Here is a 17,238-nt window from a genome sequence, read left to right as displayed (position 1 = left end):
TATATTGTGAAGGAATCTGTCATCTATGAGAGGAGGATCTATAAATGGCTGAACAGCAAGGAAATGAGAAGCCTTTCACGGCTATGGGCGCCGGTGCGCAAGATCAGGAAACCGCTCAAATCATCGAGAGAGTCGGCAGCCTTATCACCGGATTTGGCGAATCCATCTATGAGCTGGTACAGAAAAACAGCGGCATCGATCTGAGAGAGGCTGACTTCACAAAAAGCGAGAATGCGGAACTGAATCAAGCGATCCAAAATATTATCAGCGAATACATTCAAAATCTCAACAATCTGAATGCCGATCTCAGCGGAAAGATCGGTGAATCGATCCAAGGCATCGTCACAAGCAAAGATCAAAAAGACGCTTAAATATTGGACAGCATGATAATATTGTCGGCAAAGCTGCATTCAGCCTTGTCGACAAGTTTTTTTTATACATACGAAAATTTTGCTGTAACGGTCAAATGCTTTTTTTCATCCCGCAGCGCCGGCATTCGCGCAAAAACTGCCCGTTTTTCACAGAGCTTTTAAAAAGGGTGTAATCGCAATTGTCGCACCGTCCGTGGCGGACATCCGGATATTGATTGTAATCATAAACTTTTGTCAGGTCGTAGCCTTTTGTTTCATATTCTGTTTCCATGTTTTATCACCTGCACTTTTATTGTCGGTTATAGGATAACAGAACGGGGGAGAAAAGAAAATATAACATCTGCCGGTGGCGGCCGCAGATGATTCTCACTTTTATCAAACCGTATACCCCGTTCCTGATAGAATGCTTCATTCTCAAGCTGGATGGGCTTTTGGGAAAAACCTGCAACCAGAGGAGCCCATTCTTATGAGATTTTCTTCTTAAAATTTATCGATCTTTTAAACTAAAGAAAAAGTATTGTTTTAATAAAAATATTTAAATTTTTATTTTTTATCAAACTTATTCATAATTGAACGCGTCATGTCTAAAGCGTAAAATAACTGTGTCACAAAAAAGCCAAATATACAATGAGGCATGGAGGACATGCCTATAAATCGAAAGGTAGTGTAAAAGGGGAATAACCAATGAAGAAAAAAGTACTCATCTACTTGGTGATCGCAGCAGTGATGATAAATGGTGTATACAGGTGGTCCGAAAAAACAACCCGGGAAAGCTATCAGATCCAGGCCGGGGACAAATACAAGAACTTCAAGGAATTGCAGGAAAACGAAAAAAGCGGCTATGACATTGATTATCACGAAAAAGCGGGAAGCGACTGTTTAATCTTTTCGCCCCATGGAGGAAGAATAGAAGGCGGAGTGAGCGAGCTTGTCCGAGCTTTTAATGATGATTATTCAACTTATTTATTCGAAGGAAAAAAGGATGAGAACAACTCCGATCTTCATATTACCAGCACAAACTTTGACGAGCCTCTGGCATTGCAGAAAATAAAAGAACACCGCTATACCATCGCATTCCACGGCTATTCGGGCGACCGTCCGCACACGCTTGTGGGAGGAACGGACAGAAAGCTGGCAAAAGCCATCGTCAAATCTCTGAAAAAGTCTGACTTTTCCGCAGAATTGGTCAAAGTGGACGGGAAATTTGCCGGAACTGCTGAGGAAAACATCAATAATGAAAGCCAGACAGGAATGAGCGTGCAGCTTGAAATCAGCACGGCTCAGAGGAAAGAGTTTTTCGAAGACTTTTCCTATAAAGAGAGGGAAGAGACAAAAACGAGAACATTCCGAAAATATGTCAAGGCGGTCCGCAAGGTGCTGCAGGACAGATGCTGAAAATGGAAACTCATGTTATTCTGTGTATGAACTGCTAAAACATGAAGGAGGAATAAAAGAATGGAACGGAAAGACCGCATCGTTCAGGAATTTATGTCCCACCGCCTTGTGACAGAAGAACTCATTCAAAAAATTGATGAAAAACATCTCGATTACAAACCGACTGAAACGTCGATGCCAGCAAAGGAACTTGTCACGCATATGCTGCAATCTTTCTATACCTTTGCTTCGGCGGCAAAGGAAGGGAACGGAGAGCCTTTTAAAAAGAAGCCCGAAGAAACAGGGACAAGCTTGAGCGAGCTTGCCAAAACGTATACAGAAAAAACAAAAACGCTGCTTGAATCCTTTACGGATGAAGAATTGGATCGTGAAGTCGATTTGACCGGCGTCTTCGGACGAAAAGTAGCCGGCGAACAGCTGCTGCAGCTCGCGATCGGACACGAAATACACCACAAAGGCAATCTGTTTGTTTATGTCCGTGAAATGGGACACACGGATCTGCCTTTGTATGTAAAGATTCATTGATCCTGAGAGCCCTCCTTGAAAGAAAACCGGTTAAAAAGGAATACGAAAGCACCCGGGAGTACACATTATGAGTAAAAGCTAAAGGAGGGTGTCAGGTGAATACGCAGCGTGCCCAGGAAATCGTCGAATCACCCGATATGGTTGATGTTACTTATAACGGCAGGCCGATTTATATTCAGCGTGTCGACGAACAAAATGAAACCGCAAGAATCTTTCCGCTCGGCCAGCCGGAGAACGAGCAGGAAGTGCCGCTCGCAAATTTGAAAGAACATTAAAAAGAAACCCCTTCTGAGGAAGGGGTTTTGTTTTGGATTTGCCTGCCACACAGCCATCAAAAAAACACCCGAAAGACCGAGTGTTTAATTTATAATTTTCGCAAGTCCTCTTACTGCCAGCCTCAGCACATAAAACAATGGCTCAAGCAAATCGACGAGATAAAGATAATCCCATTTGTCATCATTACGTTTATTTTTTTTCTTCAACGAATGTTTCTCCTTTCTTGACGGTAATGGGGTTATTTCATATACGAGCATGCTTCCTATAAGTTTCAGATTACGGGTGAAATTTGTTTTTTCTGGAGGCCCATTGTTTTTGAAGCCAGCTTTTTTTATAAAGATAAGCGATCAATTCCATCCACATCTTAGGAAGCCTCTGCGGGAAACGGCTTTTTTTGTAAAGGGTTTGATAGGCTGTTTTTAAGTCATCCCACTGCCTGCATTCTTTCGTCTGCAAAAATCTGGCGACATCGATGACTTTGATTGTTCCAGACGGCGTCAGTATCAGGTTTCGGAGGTGGATATCGGATGGATTCAATCCTTTCCGCCTCGCATCGTTCAATGCGCGGTCGACCTCGCAGATCATGTCATCATCGATCCGAATGCCTTTGTTTAAACACTCATAAAAAGTATATCCTTTAATATACTCCATTAAAATATATGATGGCCCTGTTTCATATATATCAGGATAATAATTCGAATCAGAAAGCTTTTTGTAAATCTCCGCTTCCCTTGCGGCGATGTTCTTAAATTCGGGAAAAAAGACTTTAAGAGCCATTTCCCTGCCGCCCTCTTCAGTCAGCTTAAAAACGTATGCGCTCCTGCCTTTCCCGATCAATTCCAAGTCATCGGGTTTTTGGATAAGCTTGTTGAACTTTTTTTTCGTATCATACTTTACGGCTTCTGCATAGGTATGCGCCTTTTTCACGCTGAGCTCACCTTCTTTTTAAGGGCTGGTCAAACGAAAAACTCTCTATAATGTTGTTTATACATGAGAATGGGCTGTTTTGCACCTTAAATGCTTTTGAGTTCTTCATATTGGTTTGAAAATGTAACATTCGTAAACCGGTTGTCATCTAAAAAGAGATCGCTTGCTTTTTTAGATTAATTTTTAAAAGCGTTGGTCAAACTAAGGATATGATCGTTAAGGCAAAAAAGAAGGTGATATTGATGTACAGCCGAAGCAAGTTCAAAATCGGTTTATTGCTTATTGGAAGTCTGCTGGCCGCGCTCAGCTTTCACCTGGAGGCCTTGGCCGAAAAGCCGGCTAAAGTTCAAATCCAGCTTGAAAAGGTTTATCTGGACGGAGACGTTGGAATTGAGAATAAAGTAGAGGCCGCTCGCACACTGGAAGACTTTAAAGCTGCTTATAAAGGGTGGCAGCTCATCGATCAGAAAAAGGGGTTTATTCTGTTTCGCAAACAGGTGGACGACATTTCTCCCCTCAGCAAAACAAACGGTTATATCGGAGTGACTGAAGATGGCGTGATTTCGACTTTTCACGGTCGCCCGGGCATCTTATCAGAACCCATTCAATCGTTTTTTCAGATTGATATAAAGCGGCTGGAAAGCCGGATGGCGGATGATCTGCGCAAAGGGATACCATACCGCACGAAAAAGGAATTTGAACATGTCATTGAAGCCGTAAAATCATCCGGAAGCCAACATCATGTAGAAGATATGAAGACATGACGCTGTTATGTCTTTTTTCAGCTGCAGACAGAAGCTTTTTTAGCGAACATATGTTAACTTTTTCATTCTAGCTTTGCCTGTTTTGTGTTACAATGAAGAGCAGTCAAAGAGGTGAATGAACGTTGATCGAATTCGTAAAAGGGACGATTGATTATGTATCGCCCCAATATATTGTCATTGAAAACGGCGGGATCGGCTATCAGATCTTCACGCCAAATCCGTTTATTTATAAGAAAAACAGCAAAGAAACAATCTATACATACCATTATGTAAGAGAAGACACGAATGCGCTGTACGGCTTTTCGACAAGGGAAGAAAAAATGCTGTTTACGAAAATGCTGAATGTTACGGGGATCGGCCCAAAAGGAGCGCTTGCGATCCTCGCTTCCGGCGATCCGGGAGCGGTGATTGAAGCGATCGAGAATGAGGACGAAGCATTTCTCGTCAAATTTCCCGGCGTAGGCAAAAAAACGGCAAGGCAGATCATCCTTGACCTGAAAGGGAAGCTTGCGGATGCCGTTCCTGAAATCGCTGCCGATCTGTTTAACCATGAAGAGCGGGAGCAAATTCATGAAGCGGCAACGGCTCTTGAGGAAGCGCTTGAAGCATTGAGGGCGCTCGGCTATTCCGATCGGGAAATTAAAAAAGTCCAGCCTCATTTGAAAAAGGAAGAGGCGCTTTCGACAGATCAATACGTTAAAAAAGCATTGCAAAAATTGTTAAAGTAAGGTGATATCATGGATGAGCGGCTTGTATCAAGTGAACTAGACAACCATGAATCAGCGATTGAGCAAAGTCTGCGTCCGCAAAGACTTGCTCAGTATATCGGCCAGGAAAAAGTGAAAGATAACCTCAAGGTTTTCATCGAAGCTGCGAAAATGCGGGAGGAAACCCTTGACCATGTCTTATTGTACGGGCCGCCGGGATTGGGAAAAACGACGCTCGCCGCGATCATCGCCAACGAAATGGGAGTCAATCTCAGAACGACGTCAGGTCCGGCGATCGAGCGCCCCGGCGATTTGGCGGCGATATTAACGGCTCTGGAGCCAGGTGACGTTTTATTTATAGACGAGATCCACCGCCTGCACCGTTCGATCGAAGAGGTGCTGTATCCTGCGATGGAAGATTTCTGCCTTGATATCGTGATCGGCAAAGGACCGTCGGCACGTTCTGTGAGGCTCGATCTTCCTCCTTTTACCCTCGTCGGCGCGACCACAAGGGTTGGGCTTTTAACCGCGCCTCTCAGGGACAGGTTCGGCGTTCTGTCGAGGCTTGAGTATTACACGCGTGATGAGCTTTCAGAGATCGTGATCAGAACGGCAGAGCTGTTTGAAGTCGACATCGATTCGCTCTCGGCTCTCGAAATCGCGAGACGGTCAAGAGGGACGCCGCGGATTGCCAACAGGCTTTTAAGGAGGGTCAGGGATTTTGCCCAGGTGCTTGGAAACAGCTCCATCACAGAGGAAGTGGCGGTTGATGCGCTTGAACGCCTCCAGGTTGATAAACTCGGGCTTGACCATATCGACCGCAAGCTTTTGATGGGCATGATCGAAAAATTTGGCGGCGGCCCCGTCGGCATCGATACGATTTCGGCTACTATCGGTGAGGAGTCTCACACGATTGAGGATGTGTATGAGCCGTATCTTCTTCAAATCGGTTTTATTCAAAGAACGCCGCGGGGGCGCATCGTAACCCCTGATGTTTACAGCCACTTTAAAATGGAGGTTCCGAACCATGACTGAATTTCCAAAGATTTTAATGGTGCTGGGCGCCGTCATTTTTGGCATCGGTTTATTCATGCAAGTCATCGGCAGGCTTCCCGGCGACATTTTTGTGAAAAAGGGAAACGTGACGTTTTTCTTTCCGGTTGTTACATGCATTGTCATCAGCATCATTCTGTCCGTCGTGTTTTCATTCTTCGGACGAATGAAATGATGCGATATTCAAGTCTATAGATAGAGTAAGGTGAAAAAAGATGAAAGTAGAATTATTCGATTTTGACTTGCCTGAACGCCTCATCGCACAGGTTCCTTTAAAAGAGCGGGATGCGTCCAGGCTGATGGTGCTGGATAAAAAAACAGGGGAGATCACTCACAGCACGTTTAAGCACGTGATTGATTTTCTGAACGCGGGCGATTGCATCGTTCTGAACGATACGAGGGTGCTGCCGGCCCGCTTGTACGGAGTCAAGGAAGAGACGGGAGCAAAGGTTGAAGTTCTTCTGTTAAAACAGGAGGAAGGGGACGTCTGGGAAACGCTTGTCAAGCCCGCAAAGCGGGTCAAGCGCGGAACTGTTCTTTCGTTCGGTGACGGCCGTCTAACGGCGGTCTGCACAGAAGAGCTCGAGCACGGCGGCAGAAAAATTGAATTCCGCTATGAAGGGATTTTTTACGAGGTGCTCGAGTCGCTCGGTGAAATGCCTCTGCCTCCTTATATTAAAGAACAGCTCGATGACAGGGAGCGCTATCAGACGGTTTACTCAAAGAAACAAGGATCGGCGGCTGCGCCGACGGCCGGGCTGCATTTTACGGAAGAGATTCTCGATGCGCTCAGGGAAAAAGGCGTGCATATTGCGTTTATCACCCTTCATGTCGGTCTTGGGACATTCCGGCCTGTCAGTGCGGAAAATGTAGAGGAACACGACATGCATGCCGAGTTTTATGAAATGTCGGAAGAAACGGCAGCATTGTTAAACCGCGTCAGACAGGAAGGCGGAAGGATCATTTCCGTCGGCACGACATCGACGAGAACGCTTGAGACAATCGCTTCCGAGCATGACGGCCGCTTCCGGGAAGCGAGCGGCTGGACATCGATTTTTATCTATCCCGGCTACACATTCCGGGCAATAGACGGGATGATTACCAATTTTCATCTTCCGAAATCGTCCCTCATTATGCTTGTCAGCGCGCTCGCAGGCAGAGAGCATGTGCTTTCCGCCTACCGGACCGCAGTGGAACACGAATACCGCTTCTTCAGCTTTGGAGACGCCATGTTGATCAAATAAAATTCAAAAAGATTGGAGGGCTCATAATTTGTCGCAGCAACCGATACGCTATGAGTTCATAAAAGCATGTAAACAAACAGGAGCAAGGCTGGGGAGAGTGCACACCCCGCACGGCTCTTTTGAAACGCCGGTGTTTATGCCCGTAGGAACGCTCGCCACCGTTAAAACGATGTCGCCGGAAGAGCTGAAAGAAATGGGTGCAGGCATTATTTTAAGCAATACGTACCACCTTTGGCTGAGACCGGGCCATGACATCGTCAAAGAGGCGGGGGGGCTTCATCAGTTTATGAATTGGAACCGCGCCATCTTGACGGATTCAGGCGGCTTTCAGGTGTTTTCCCTGAGCGAGTTCCGCAAAATCGAAGAGGAAGGCGTTCATTTCCGCAATCATTTAAACGGAGACAAGCTGTTTTTATCTCCTGAAAAAGCGATGGAAATCCAAAACGCCCTCGGCTCGGATATTATGATGGCGTTTGACGAATGCCCGCCATACCCGGCAGAGTACGATTATATGAAGAAGTCTGTTGAACGCACGAGCCGCTGGGCGGAAAGGTGCCTGAAAGCTCACAATCGCCCTGACGAGCAGGGGCTTTTCGGAATCGTTCAAGGCGGCGAGTACGAAAATTTGAGAAAACAAAGTGCGAAAGACTTGATTTCATTGGATTTCCCGGGATATGCTATAGGTGGACTATCCGTCGGAGAGCCAAAAGACGTGATGAACCGTGTGCTGGAGTTTACAACTCCGCTGCTTCCAGCGGATAAACCGCGCTACTTAATGGGTGTCGGTTCACCGGACTCACTGATTGACGGAGCCATCCGCGGAGTGGATATGTTCGATTGCGTGCTGCCGACAAGGATAGCGAGAAACGGTACGCTCATGACGAGCGAAGGGCGCCTCGTCGTCAAAAATGCAAAATATGAAAGAGATTTCAGGCCGATTGATGAGCAGTGCGACTGCTATACGTGCCGCAATTACTCGCGCGCTTATATCAGACATTTAATCCGCTGCAACGAAACGTTTGGAATTCGTTTAACTTCTTATCATAATCTTTATTTTCTGTTAAAATTAATGGGGCAAGTGAGAGATGCCATTCGTGAAGATCGTTTAGGTGATTTCCGGGAAGAGTTTTTTGAGCGCTACGGTTTTAATAAACCAAATGCTAAAAGTTTCTGACACATAAACGAAGAAAGCGATAAAGCCATTTGAAAGGGGTGAAAAAATAATGGAGATGCTTGGAACATTACTTCCGATTATTTTAATGTTTGCGGTTCTTTATTTCCTTTTGATCCGTCCGCAGCAAAAGCAGCAGAAGGCTGTCCGCCAGATGCAGGAGGAGCTGAAAAAAGGGGATAAGGTCGTAACGATCGGCGGCCTGCACGGCATCGTGGATTCAATTGACGAAAGCAAGGTTGTCATCAAAACAGGCGACAATACCCGTCTGACATTCGACCGCCGCGCAATCAGAGAGGCGTCAGCAGAATAGCCGAAAGATACATAAACATCGGAAATCGGGCTTTCACACGACGTGACGGCGGCGCTGTTCGGACGGGGACGTCCGCGCGCTATAAGCGCCGTTCCTTATTGTTTTAGGAAGCTGCATTTGTTTCTGATGTGAATGACGAAAGAAGCCTGCGGGCACTGGGAAAAGGGAGCGGACATCCGCTCCCTTTTTGCTGCCTTTATGCACGGCTCCCCTGCAGATTGACCCCGAAAACCCCGCCCAGCATGCTGACTCCCAAAAAGCCGGAATGATAGAGGAGCTGCTTCAAATTGAAGGCCTCTCCAAAGCCGAGATATTGAAACAAAAGCACCGTAAGGGAGAAGCAAAGCGCTGTCAACCCTCCGCTCAGCCACCCCTTTTCCTTCGATTTTCCTCCCGCAATAAAACCGCCGATGAACAAGGTAATAAAAGATATGGCGGTAATCAACCAGCTGAATGAACTTTCGGTTAATGATGTGAAGGTAAGGAGCAGCGAAATAAGCAGGCTTCCTGCAAACATCAAAGCGAAAATGACCACCAAGCTGTATAAAATCCCTTTGCCGACTTGTTTTGGTTCGTTCATCACGATCCTCCTTTCAAAATAGACGGGCTCGTCTTTTTAAATGTATTCTGCATGTTTCGCAAATAGACTAGCTCCCCCGACCTTTTATACATAAAAGACTCAAATTAACAAAGGCTATGTTTATGATCATGATAGGCGGAAGGAGGCGGGCCGTAATGGATGAAATCTTAGCTCTTACGTTTCGGACGATCGTTTTGTATTTCATCATCTTTATTTTGTTTCGCTTGATGGGGAAGAGGGAAATAGGCGAGCTGAGCATACTGGATCTTGTCGTTTTTATCATGATGGCCGAAATCGCGGTTTTGGCTATTGAAAATCTCGATGACCACCTTCTCCATACGATCATCCCGATTCTCGTTTTGACGCTGATCCAGGTTATATTTGCATATCTGTCATTGAAAAATCAAAAAATCCGCCGGCTTCTCGATGGAAAACCGACGATTATCATAGACCGCGGAAAAATTGATGAACACGCCATGAGGACACAGCGCTATAATTACGATGATTTGATGACGCAGCTGAGAGATAAGAATGTGGAACGAATCGGGGATGTTTCATATGCGATTTTGGAGCCGACCGGGAAGCTTTCAGTGTTTACAAAAGACGGGCCGAACAAAATGATCGAACTGCCGTTGATTGTTGACGGAGTTGTTCAGAAAGAAGAATTGGAAAAGATCGGGAAGGATCAAGAGTGGCTTGAGCAAAAGCTTGAAAAAAGAGGACACCGCGATCTTTCCAAAATTTCTTATTGCACTTACAATAAAGGTTCTTTTTTTATTGACATAAAGGATGAATTCAAGCCTTAAAAAGAAAGCTATGAAATCCAGCGGCCGAACAGCGGAAACCGCTGGATTTCTTCCTTTTTGACCAGCTTGAAGGCAATCAGAAGGAAAACGTAGAGACAGCTTGTAACCGCGATACATAAAAGCAGGCGCATCGGCTCGGACTGGGCTAAAAAAAGGTGTTCTTTCATCAGAAGGCTGCCCCACCCTGATATCAAAATGACGCCGAAGGATACGATATATTCTTTCAGGTTAATGCTGATGGGAAGCACTTTGCTGACGGTTGCAGCGTGCAGCAAAGTGACAAGGATGATTCCCGTCAAGATCGCAAGCGCAGCCCCCATAATGCCAAGCGAAGGCCGTGAAGCGAGAACAAAAATGAGACCGGTTTTCACAACGGCGCCGACCAAGCTGTTCATCATTGCCGCGCCGGCCAGGTTTAAAGCCTGCAGGACGGCCTGCAGGGGGCCTTGGAAATAGTAGAACAAAAAGAATGGAGCCATGATTTTGACGTAAATGGCGGCATTTGACGACCCGTACATCACGCTGACCAGCTCATCAGCATACGAAAATAAAATGACCGCTGATATTCCGCCGCTTAATAGGCAAAGCCTCATCGCCTGCTCAAGCCTGTATTCCACAACCTGCATTTTTTTCTGCTCGATTCCTTCGCTGATGGCGGGAACGAGCGCGGTAGACAGCGAATATGTGATAAAGCTCGGGAGGGTGAGAAGCGTCAGGGCAAAGCCGGTCAACTCCCCGTACTGGCTCGTTGCGGCGGAAGCGGCGACCCCTGCTATCGCAAGGCTTTGCGCTACGACAATCGGCTCAAAAAACCATGACAGGTTCCCGATAAAACGGCTGCCCGTCGTTGGGAGCGAGACGCTCATCAGCTCGAAAAAAGTCGTTCGCCCCGCTTTAAGCGATTGGAAAAAACGTTTTCTGATGCGGATTTTCTTTTTGTATTTAAAGGCGACGAACAAATAAAGGAGTGAAGCCAATTCGCCAAACACGGAAGACAGCATGGCGCCCGCTGCTGCATACTCGATGCCGAGCGGAAGGAATGCTGTCGTGCAGACGGCGACGAGCGATATCCGGACAATTTGTTCGAGAACCTGGGACACGGCAAGCGGCCGCATATTTTGCTTCCCTTGAAAATAGCCCCTCAGCACGCTGGAAACGGCAATGATCGGCACGACCGGCGTAACCGCCAAAAGCGGATAAAGCGTTCTTTTGTCTGTGAGCAGCGTATCGGCCATCAGCGGGGCGTAATTGAGAAACACCGGAGTGATGATGGCGCTGAGCGTCCCGGTGATCGCAAGAGACATCACTAAAATCTGTTTTGTCTTCCTATGGTCTCGGCGCGCTTCCGCTTCAGCGACCAGCTTGCTGATGGCGACCGGGAGGCCGAACTGGGTGAGGGTGACGGCCAGAAAAAAAGTCGGGGCCGCCATCATGTAAAGCCCGACGCCTTCACCACCGATGAACCTTGCGATGACAATCCGGTTGATAAAGCCGAGCATTCTCGTAATCAAACCCGCCGCTATTAAAATGAGCGTTCCTTTTAAAAACGTCTGCTTCGTCATTTCTAGAGTCCCCTGCCTTCTCAAACAACCTTTAATCATATACAATAAGATATGCGCATACATCGTCCAAGCATGACAAGTCTCTCTGAAAAAATGTGAAAGGAGCGTGGCTTTGGCATGGGCAAACATCCGGCTGATCTGTACAAGGATCATTTAAAACCCTTTCTTCGCAGCAAGACGGAAGAGTTTAGAATACTCGGTTATGACGATATTGAAATAGAGGAATTGTGGTCATACTTATTGAATAAGAAATGGAAGAACCGGAAGGATGTTCAAATTCACCAGCTGGCCGGTGACATTTTATCTGTGAAAATTGGCGAATTTATGAACTATGCAACCGTAGAATCGTTTAAAACGTCTAATTTACTCGACAGCAAAGAAGGGCAGGATATGCTCGATGAGCTGCTGAGGTAGCCGTTGATTTTGGTTGATTTAAGGAGGAAATACATAATGAAAAAAGGACGCTTGATTGCGTTTTTCCTTACCGTTCTCTTGATCGGTACAGGACTGGGAATGTTCACGAAGCCGGCTGCAGACAACATCAGCCTCGGCCTTGATCTTCAGGGCGGTTTTGAGGTTCTGTATGAAGTCCAGCCTGCCAAACAGGGCGACAAAATTGACAGGGATGCCCTCATCAGCACGGTTGAAGCGCTGAACCGCCGGGCGAATGTATTAGGCGTCAGCGAGCCGAACATTCAAATTGAAGGAAACAACCGGATCAGGGTTCAGCTTGCCGGCGTCGACAACCAGAACAGGGCGCGGGAAATCTTATCGACACAGGCTCAACTTACGTTCAGGGATACGAATGACAAAGAGCTTTTGAACGGTGCGGATCTTGTCGAAAACGGCGCCAAACAGTCGTTCAAGCAGGATACGAATGAGCCGATCGTGACGATCAAGCTGAAGGATGCCGATAAATTCGGCGAAGTGACGAAGAAAGTGCTCGATATGAAGCCGAACAACCAGCTCGTCATCTGGCTTGATTACAAAAAAGGCGACTCTTTTAAAAAGGAATCGCAAAAAGCGGATCATAAATACATTTCCGCTCCGAATGTCAGCCAGGTGCTGAATACGTCAGACGTGATGATTGAAGGCAACTTTACGATTCAGGAAGCAAAAGACATGGCGAGCATTTTAAATGCGGGAGCTCTTCCTGTCAAACTCGTTGAAAAGTATTCGACATCCGTCGGAGCGCAGTTTGGGGAGCAGGCTTTGAATGATACCGTGTTTGCGGGAATCATTGGTATTGCTATTATTTTCTTATTTATGCTTCTTTACTATCGCTTGCCTGGTTTTATTGCGGTCATTACGCTTTCGGTCTACATCTACATTACACTGCAGATATTCGACTGGATGAATGCGGTTCTGACCCTTCCGGGGATCGCGGCTCTTATATTGGGCGTCGGGATGGCGGTTGACGCCAACATCATTACGTATGAACGCATAAAAGAAGAGCTGAAGCTCGGCAAATCGGTCCGTTCGGCTTTTAAAGCAGGAAACAGAAGATCGTTTGCAACGATTTTTGATGCCAATATTACGACGATGCTTGCCGGAATCGTGCTTTTCATATTTGGTACAAGCTCTGTCAAAGGCTTCGCGACCATGCTGATCCTATCCATTTTGACAAGCTTTATTACAGCTGTCTTCCTGTCGCGCTTCCTGCTCGGCCTGCTGGTCGAAAGCCGCTGGCTTGACCGGAAAAAAGGCTGGTTTGGGGTGCGCAAAAAAGACATTTTGGATATCAGAAAGACAGACGAAAATACGGAGCCTCCGAACCCGTTTTCCAAATGGGATTTCGTCGGGAAGCGCAAATGGTTCTTTGCATTTTCGGGCGTTCTTCTGGCCGCTGGTCTTATCGTCTTGCTTGTGTTTAAGCTGAACCTCGGCATCGATTTCTCAAGCGGATCGAGAATCGAAGTTCAAAGCGATCATAAGCTGACAACCCAGCAGCTCGAAAAGGACTTTGAACAAGTCGGGCTTGATCCTGACTCGATCGTTCTTTCAGGCGAAAAAAATGATCATGGCGTCGCCAGGTTTGTCGGCGTGCCGAATCAGAAAAAGATCGCTGAAGTGAAAGATTATTTTAAAGACAAATACGGAAGCGAACCAAATGTCAGCACCGTATCGCCTACCGTCGGCAAGGAGCTGGCGAGAAATGCGCTTTATGCGGTGATCATCGCGTCAATCGGGCTCATTTTGTATGTCTCGATCCGCTTTGAATACAAGATGGCGATTGCGGCTATTACTTCATTGCTGTATGACGCGTTTTTCATCATTGCCGTCTTCAGCCTGACAAGGCTTGAGGTTGATGTTACTTTCATTGCTGCCGTGCTGACGATCATCGGCTATTCGATAAATGATACAATTGTAACGTTTGACAGGATCAGGGAGCATATGAAAAAGCGCAAACCGAAAACCTTCAGCGACTTGTCGCATATTGTGAATTTGAGCTTGCAGCAGACGTTCACGCGTTCGATTAATACGGTGCTGACTGTCGTCATTGTCGTCATTGCACTTCTCATCTTCGGCGCTGCATCGATTTCGAACTTCTCTGTTGCGCTGTTGGTCGGACTTTTGAGCGGAGTATATTCATCACTCTACATCGCAGCTCAACTATGGCTTGTCTGGAAAGGGCGCGAACTGAAAAAGCCGAAGCGCAAGCCTGCAGAAGAATAAATAATGGACTGCCCGCACTGCCGGGCGGTCTTTTTTTGATTTGAATAGAAAAAAAGTTGTTTTGGCGGCTTTCTATCGATCTTCTTTTTGTTTAAAATTGGAGCAGAGCGGGAAAATAACGCTAGAAAACGACGCGAATGGAGAGAGTATCTCATGAACAAACAATGGACGTTAATTGCTGCACTTATTTTTACATTAATTGTTGCTGTTTTCGCGGTCATTAATGTTGAACCGGTGAAGGTTGATTTTCTTTTTGGTACAGCAGAATGGCCTTTGATCCTGGTGATTTTGGTGTCGGTATTGATGGGGGCGCTTATCATCGGCTCGGCCGGCGCTTTCCAGATCATGCGGCTGAAAAAAGAGCTCAAGACGCTCAAGAAAGAAGAACGGGCAAAGCATCCTGAACTCGAAGCCGAACCGGCGGCGCCCGAAAATCAGAAAGACTAGAAAGATTGTACGAAATAAATTGAATCCCCTCATGCCGCTCTAGTATAATAGTGTGGTTGAGGGGTGAATTTATGTTAGCGTCAAAAATGCGTTGGGACGTGCAAACGCCCGACAAAGAAAAGGTGGAGCAGCTCGCCGGAAGGTTAGGCATTACTCCCCTTGCCGCCTCATTGCTTGTCATGAGAGGTTACGATACAGCCGACAAAGCATCTTCATTTTTATATGGCAATGATGCACGTTTTCACGATCCTTATCTGCTGAAAGATATGGAAAAAGCTGTACGGCGAATCAAACAGGCAATTTCAGATCAAGAAAAGATTATGATTTACGGCGATTATGATGCGGACGGTGTGACAAGCACGACTGTCCTTTTGCAAATGTTGAAAAAATGTTCAGCACAAGCCGATTTTTATATACCTGACCGCTTTAAAGAAGGGTACGGTCCGAATGAAGCGGCCTTTCGCGGGATCAAAGAATCAGGCTATTCATTGATCATTACAGTTGACACAGGCATTGCCGGCGTTCATGAAGCTGAAGTCGCTAAAGAGCTCGGCATCGACCTGATCATTACGGATCACCATGAGCCGGGTCCCGTTTTGCCGGATGCTTATGCGATCATTCATCCGAAACAGCCGGGCTGCGGCTATCCATTTAAAGAGCTTGCCGGCGTCGGTGTGGCATTTAAGCTTGCCCATGCCTTGAACGGAGAGCTTCCGGAAGATTTGCTCGACCTTTGTGCGATCGGTACGATTGCCGATCTTGTGCCGCTTCATGATGAAAACAGGCAGATAGCCAAGCGCGGCATGGAACAGTTCAGGAAAACGAAGCGTCCAGGATTAAAAGCGCTGGCGAAAATTGCCGGAGCGGAGATACATAACGCGGATGAAGAGACCATCGGTTTTCAAATCGCGCCCCGCTTAAACGCGGTCGGCAGAATTGAACAGGCTGACCCGGCCGTTTACCTCCTGAACACAGAAGACGAAAGAGAAGCGGAAGAGCTTGCTGAGGACATCAACGCCTTGAACAAGGAGCGCCAAAAAATCGTCAATCAGATGACAGAGGAAGCCGTTCAGATGATCGAGGAGGAAGGCCTTGACCAGCCTGTGATCGTCGTAGCGCGGCCGGGCTGGAATCCTGGCGTCGTGGGAATCGTGGCTTCAAAGCTTGTCGAGCGGTTTTACAGGCCCGCCATCGTCCTTGGCGTCGATGAAGAAAAAGGAATTGCCAAAGGATCTGCGCGCAGCATCAAAGGATTTGATTTATTTCAAAACCTTTCCGAGTGCCGGGATATTCTCCCGCACTTCGGCGGCCACCCGATGGCAGCCGGAATGACGCTCAACCTGGAAGACGTTTCGGCTCTGAGGGAGAGAATCAACCGTCAGGCTGAAGCGGTTCTGACCGAGGCAGATTTTATCCCCGTCCAAGACGTCGATTTGTGCTGCCGGCTCGAAGATATATCGGTTGACAGCATTGCCGAAATGAACTTGCTGGCGCCGTTCGGCACGGGAAACCCGAAGCCGTTCGTTCTTGTCAGCGACGTAAAAATTGATGACGCCAGAAAAATCGGCGCCAACAAGAATCATTTGAAGCTTGTGCTTGCAGACGACGGGAACAAGCTCGATTGCATCGGATTTTATAAAGGCGATATCGAAGAAGGAATCGTTCCTGGAGCAAAGATCTCGATTGTCGGGGAACTGTCGATTAACGAATGGAATAACAGAAAAAAACCGCAGCTGATGATCAAAGATGCGGCCGTCAATGAATGGCAGCTGTTTGATCTGCGGGGAAAACGGTCATGGGAAGAAAAAATATTGAAGCTGGACCCTGCGAAACGGGCGTGCATCTGCTTCCGCGAGGAAACAAAAGCAAAGCTGGCAGGGACAGGCCTTGAAGAAGAGCTGACCGTCATCAGCGGCCCTGAAGATGCAGAGCGGCTCGACCTTGAGAGCCGTTATGCGGTATTTATAGATATTCCGCAGTCGCTCGACATCTTTGATCATGTAATAAACGGCAAAAAGCTGGAGCGCATTTATCTGATTTTTTATCAATCAGACGAACATTTTTTCTCAACATTCCCAACAAGGGAATATTTTAAATGGTACTATGCTTTCCTCCTGAAAAGAGGTTCTTTTGACTTGCCGAAATACGGCGGAGAGCTTGCCAGACATAAAGGCTGGACAAAAGACACAATTGATTTTATGACAAAGGTGTTTTTTGAGCTCGGTTTTGTTACAATAGAGAATGGTGTTTTATCTGTTGTTTATCATGCCGAAAAGCGCGATTTAACAGATTCTGAAACCTACCGGGAAAAACAGCGCCTGATTGAATTGGAGCAAAAGCTCATTTATTCTTCGGCGGATGAGCTTAAACAGTGGCTGGATAAGCGGATGGCGGAAAAAGCCGGCGCTTATAAAGTATGAG

20 protein-coding genes are annotated in these 17,238 nt (G+C 46.8%); 16 read left to right on the top strand and 4 right to left on the bottom strand.

The genetic code is table 11. From position 1 onward, the window contains the following. Window positions 1-44: 44 nt before the first annotated feature. The gene (locus MKY62_RS14505) at window positions 45-371 is read left to right on the top strand and encodes a hypothetical protein (protein WP_003183994.1); all 327 of its coding nucleotides are present in this window, start codon (window positions 45-47) and stop codon (window positions 369-371) included. 91 nt (window positions 372-462) lie between these two features. On the opposite strand, the gene MKY62_RS14500 is transcribed toward MKY62_RS14505, so the two are convergent. Continuing rightward, window positions 463-642 carry a hypothetical protein gene (locus MKY62_RS14500; protein ID WP_003183993.1) on the bottom strand — a complete coding sequence of 60 codons (180 nt, stop codon included), beginning with the start codon at window positions 640-642 and terminating at the stop codon, window positions 463-465. A gap of 413 nt (window positions 643-1,055) precedes the next feature. On the opposite strand from MKY62_RS14500, the gene MKY62_RS14495 reads away from it, so the two are divergent. The 3 genes from MKY62_RS14495 to MKY62_RS14485 all read left to right on the top strand — a co-directional run bounded on the left by MKY62_RS14495 (window position 1,056) and on the right by MKY62_RS14485 (window position 2,566). Beyond that, the gene (locus MKY62_RS14495) at window positions 1,056-1,766 is read left to right on the top strand and encodes a poly-gamma-glutamate hydrolase family protein (protein ID WP_003183992.1); all 711 of its coding nucleotides are present in this window, start codon (window positions 1,056-1,058) and stop codon (window positions 1,764-1,766) included. A gap of 60 nt (window positions 1,767-1,826) precedes the next feature. Continuing rightward, window positions 1,827-2,291: a DinB family protein gene (locus MKY62_RS14490; protein ID WP_003183991.1), complete on the top strand. Its 465-nt coding sequence runs from the start codon at window positions 1,827-1,829 to the stop codon at window positions 2,289-2,291. A 95-nt stretch (window positions 2,292-2,386) separates the two neighbouring features. After that, window positions 2,387-2,566 carry a small acid-soluble spore protein H gene (locus MKY62_RS14485; RefSeq protein WP_003183990.1) on the top strand — a complete coding sequence of 60 codons (180 nt, stop codon included), beginning with the start codon at window positions 2,387-2,389 and terminating at the stop codon, window positions 2,564-2,566. 277 nt (window positions 2,567-2,843) lie between these two features. On the opposite strand, the gene MKY62_RS14480 is transcribed toward MKY62_RS14485, so the two are convergent. Continuing rightward, window positions 2,844-3,494, bottom strand: a complete 651-nt coding sequence (locus tag MKY62_RS14480) for a protein kinase family protein (protein ID WP_003183988.1) — start codon at window positions 3,492-3,494, stop codon at window positions 2,844-2,846. Between the two features lie 242 nt (window positions 3,495-3,736). Between MKY62_RS14480 and MKY62_RS14475 the strand changes: the two genes are divergently transcribed. The 7 genes from MKY62_RS14475 to yajC all read left to right on the top strand — a co-directional run bounded on the left by MKY62_RS14475 (window position 3,737) and on the right by yajC (window position 8,746). Beyond that, entirely contained in the window at window positions 3,737-4,258 is a 522-nt protein-coding gene (locus MKY62_RS14475) for an intercompartmental signaling factor BofC (protein WP_003183987.1), read from the top strand. 122 nt (window positions 4,259-4,380) lie between these two features. Continuing rightward, window positions 4,381-4,986 carry a Holliday junction branch migration protein RuvA gene (gene ruvA / locus MKY62_RS14470; RefSeq protein ID WP_003183986.1) on the top strand — a complete coding sequence of 202 codons (606 nt, stop codon included), beginning with the start codon at window positions 4,381-4,383 and terminating at the stop codon, window positions 4,984-4,986. Window positions 4,987-4,995: 9 nt separating this feature from the next. Further along, on the top strand, window positions 4,996-6,000 hold the full coding sequence (ruvB, locus tag MKY62_RS14465) for a Holliday junction branch migration DNA helicase RuvB (protein WP_003183985.1): 1,005 nt from the start codon (window positions 4,996-4,998) through the stop codon (window positions 5,998-6,000). Beyond that, window positions 5,993-6,193 carry a DUF2905 domain-containing protein gene (locus tag MKY62_RS14460; protein WP_003183984.1) on the top strand — a complete coding sequence of 67 codons (201 nt, stop codon included), beginning with the start codon at window positions 5,993-5,995 and terminating at the stop codon, window positions 6,191-6,193. Before ruvB ends, MKY62_RS14460 begins: the two co-directional genes overlap by 8 nt. 40 nt (window positions 6,194-6,233) lie before the next feature. Beyond that, complete coding sequence (gene queA / locus MKY62_RS14455) at window positions 6,234-7,262, top strand: tRNA preQ1(34) S-adenosylmethionine ribosyltransferase-isomerase QueA (protein WP_003183982.1); 1,029 nt, start codon at window positions 6,234-6,236, stop codon at window positions 7,260-7,262. A 28-nt stretch (window positions 7,263-7,290) separates the two neighbouring features. After that, window positions 7,291-8,436 (top strand): tRNA guanosine(34) transglycosylase Tgt, encoded by a 1,146-nt coding sequence (gene tgt, locus MKY62_RS14450; RefSeq protein WP_003183980.1) that lies wholly within the window; start codon window positions 7,291-7,293, stop codon window positions 8,434-8,436. Window positions 8,437-8,482: 46 nt separating this feature from the next. Beyond that, the gene (gene yajC / locus MKY62_RS14445) at window positions 8,483-8,746 is read left to right on the top strand and encodes a preprotein translocase subunit YajC (RefSeq protein ID WP_085959518.1); all 264 of its coding nucleotides are present in this window, start codon (window positions 8,483-8,485) and stop codon (window positions 8,744-8,746) included. Window positions 8,747-8,942: 196 nt separating this feature from the next. On the opposite strand, the gene MKY62_RS14440 is transcribed toward yajC, so the two are convergent. Continuing rightward, window positions 8,943-9,326, bottom strand: coding sequence for a TIGR04086 family membrane protein (locus tag MKY62_RS14440; RefSeq protein WP_003183976.1), 384 nt, complete (start codon window positions 9,324-9,326; stop codon window positions 8,943-8,945). A gap of 155 nt (window positions 9,327-9,481) precedes the next feature. Here MKY62_RS14440 and MKY62_RS14435 point away from each other — a divergent pair, with 155 nt between their 5' ends. Continuing rightward, window positions 9,482-10,132, top strand: coding sequence for a DUF421 domain-containing protein (locus tag MKY62_RS14435; protein WP_003183974.1), 651 nt, complete (start codon window positions 9,482-9,484; stop codon window positions 10,130-10,132). Window positions 10,133-10,140: 8 nt separating this feature from the next. On the opposite strand, the gene spoVB is transcribed toward MKY62_RS14435, so the two are convergent. Further along, window positions 10,141-11,694 carry a stage V sporulation protein B gene (gene spoVB, locus MKY62_RS14430; protein ID WP_003183973.1) on the bottom strand — a complete coding sequence of 518 codons (1,554 nt, stop codon included), beginning with the start codon at window positions 11,692-11,694 and terminating at the stop codon, window positions 10,141-10,143. Window positions 11,695-11,811: 117 nt separating this feature from the next. On the opposite strand from spoVB, the gene MKY62_RS14425 reads away from it, so the two are divergent. From MKY62_RS14425 to recJ, 4 genes are all read left to right on the top strand, one after another. Then, a complete protein-coding gene (locus MKY62_RS14425; RefSeq protein WP_003183971.1) occupies window positions 11,812-12,108 on the top strand; it encodes a post-transcriptional regulator in 297 nt (98 codons plus the stop codon). 36 nt (window positions 12,109-12,144) lie between these two features. Next, window positions 12,145-14,370, top strand: a complete 2,226-nt coding sequence (secDF, locus tag MKY62_RS14420; protein ID WP_003183969.1) for a protein translocase subunit SecDF — start codon at window positions 12,145-12,147, stop codon at window positions 14,368-14,370. 153 nt (window positions 14,371-14,523) lie between these two features. Further along, a complete protein-coding gene (locus MKY62_RS14415) occupies window positions 14,524-14,817 on the top strand; it encodes a lipopolysaccharide assembly protein LapA domain-containing protein (protein ID WP_003183967.1) in 294 nt (97 codons plus the stop codon). A 71-nt stretch (window positions 14,818-14,888) separates the two neighbouring features. Next, complete coding sequence (gene recJ, locus MKY62_RS14410) at window positions 14,889-17,237, top strand: single-stranded-DNA-specific exonuclease RecJ (protein ID WP_003183965.1); 2,349 nt, start codon at window positions 14,889-14,891, stop codon at window positions 17,235-17,237. Window position 17,238: the final 1 nt, after the last annotated feature.

The sequence above is a fragment of the Bacillus sp. FSL R7-0646 genome, assembly GCF_037969865.1.
Taxonomy (GTDB): Bacteria; Bacillota; Bacilli; order Bacillales; family Bacillaceae; genus Bacillus; species Bacillus licheniformis.
This window is presented reverse-complemented; position numbering and strand designations above follow the sequence as displayed.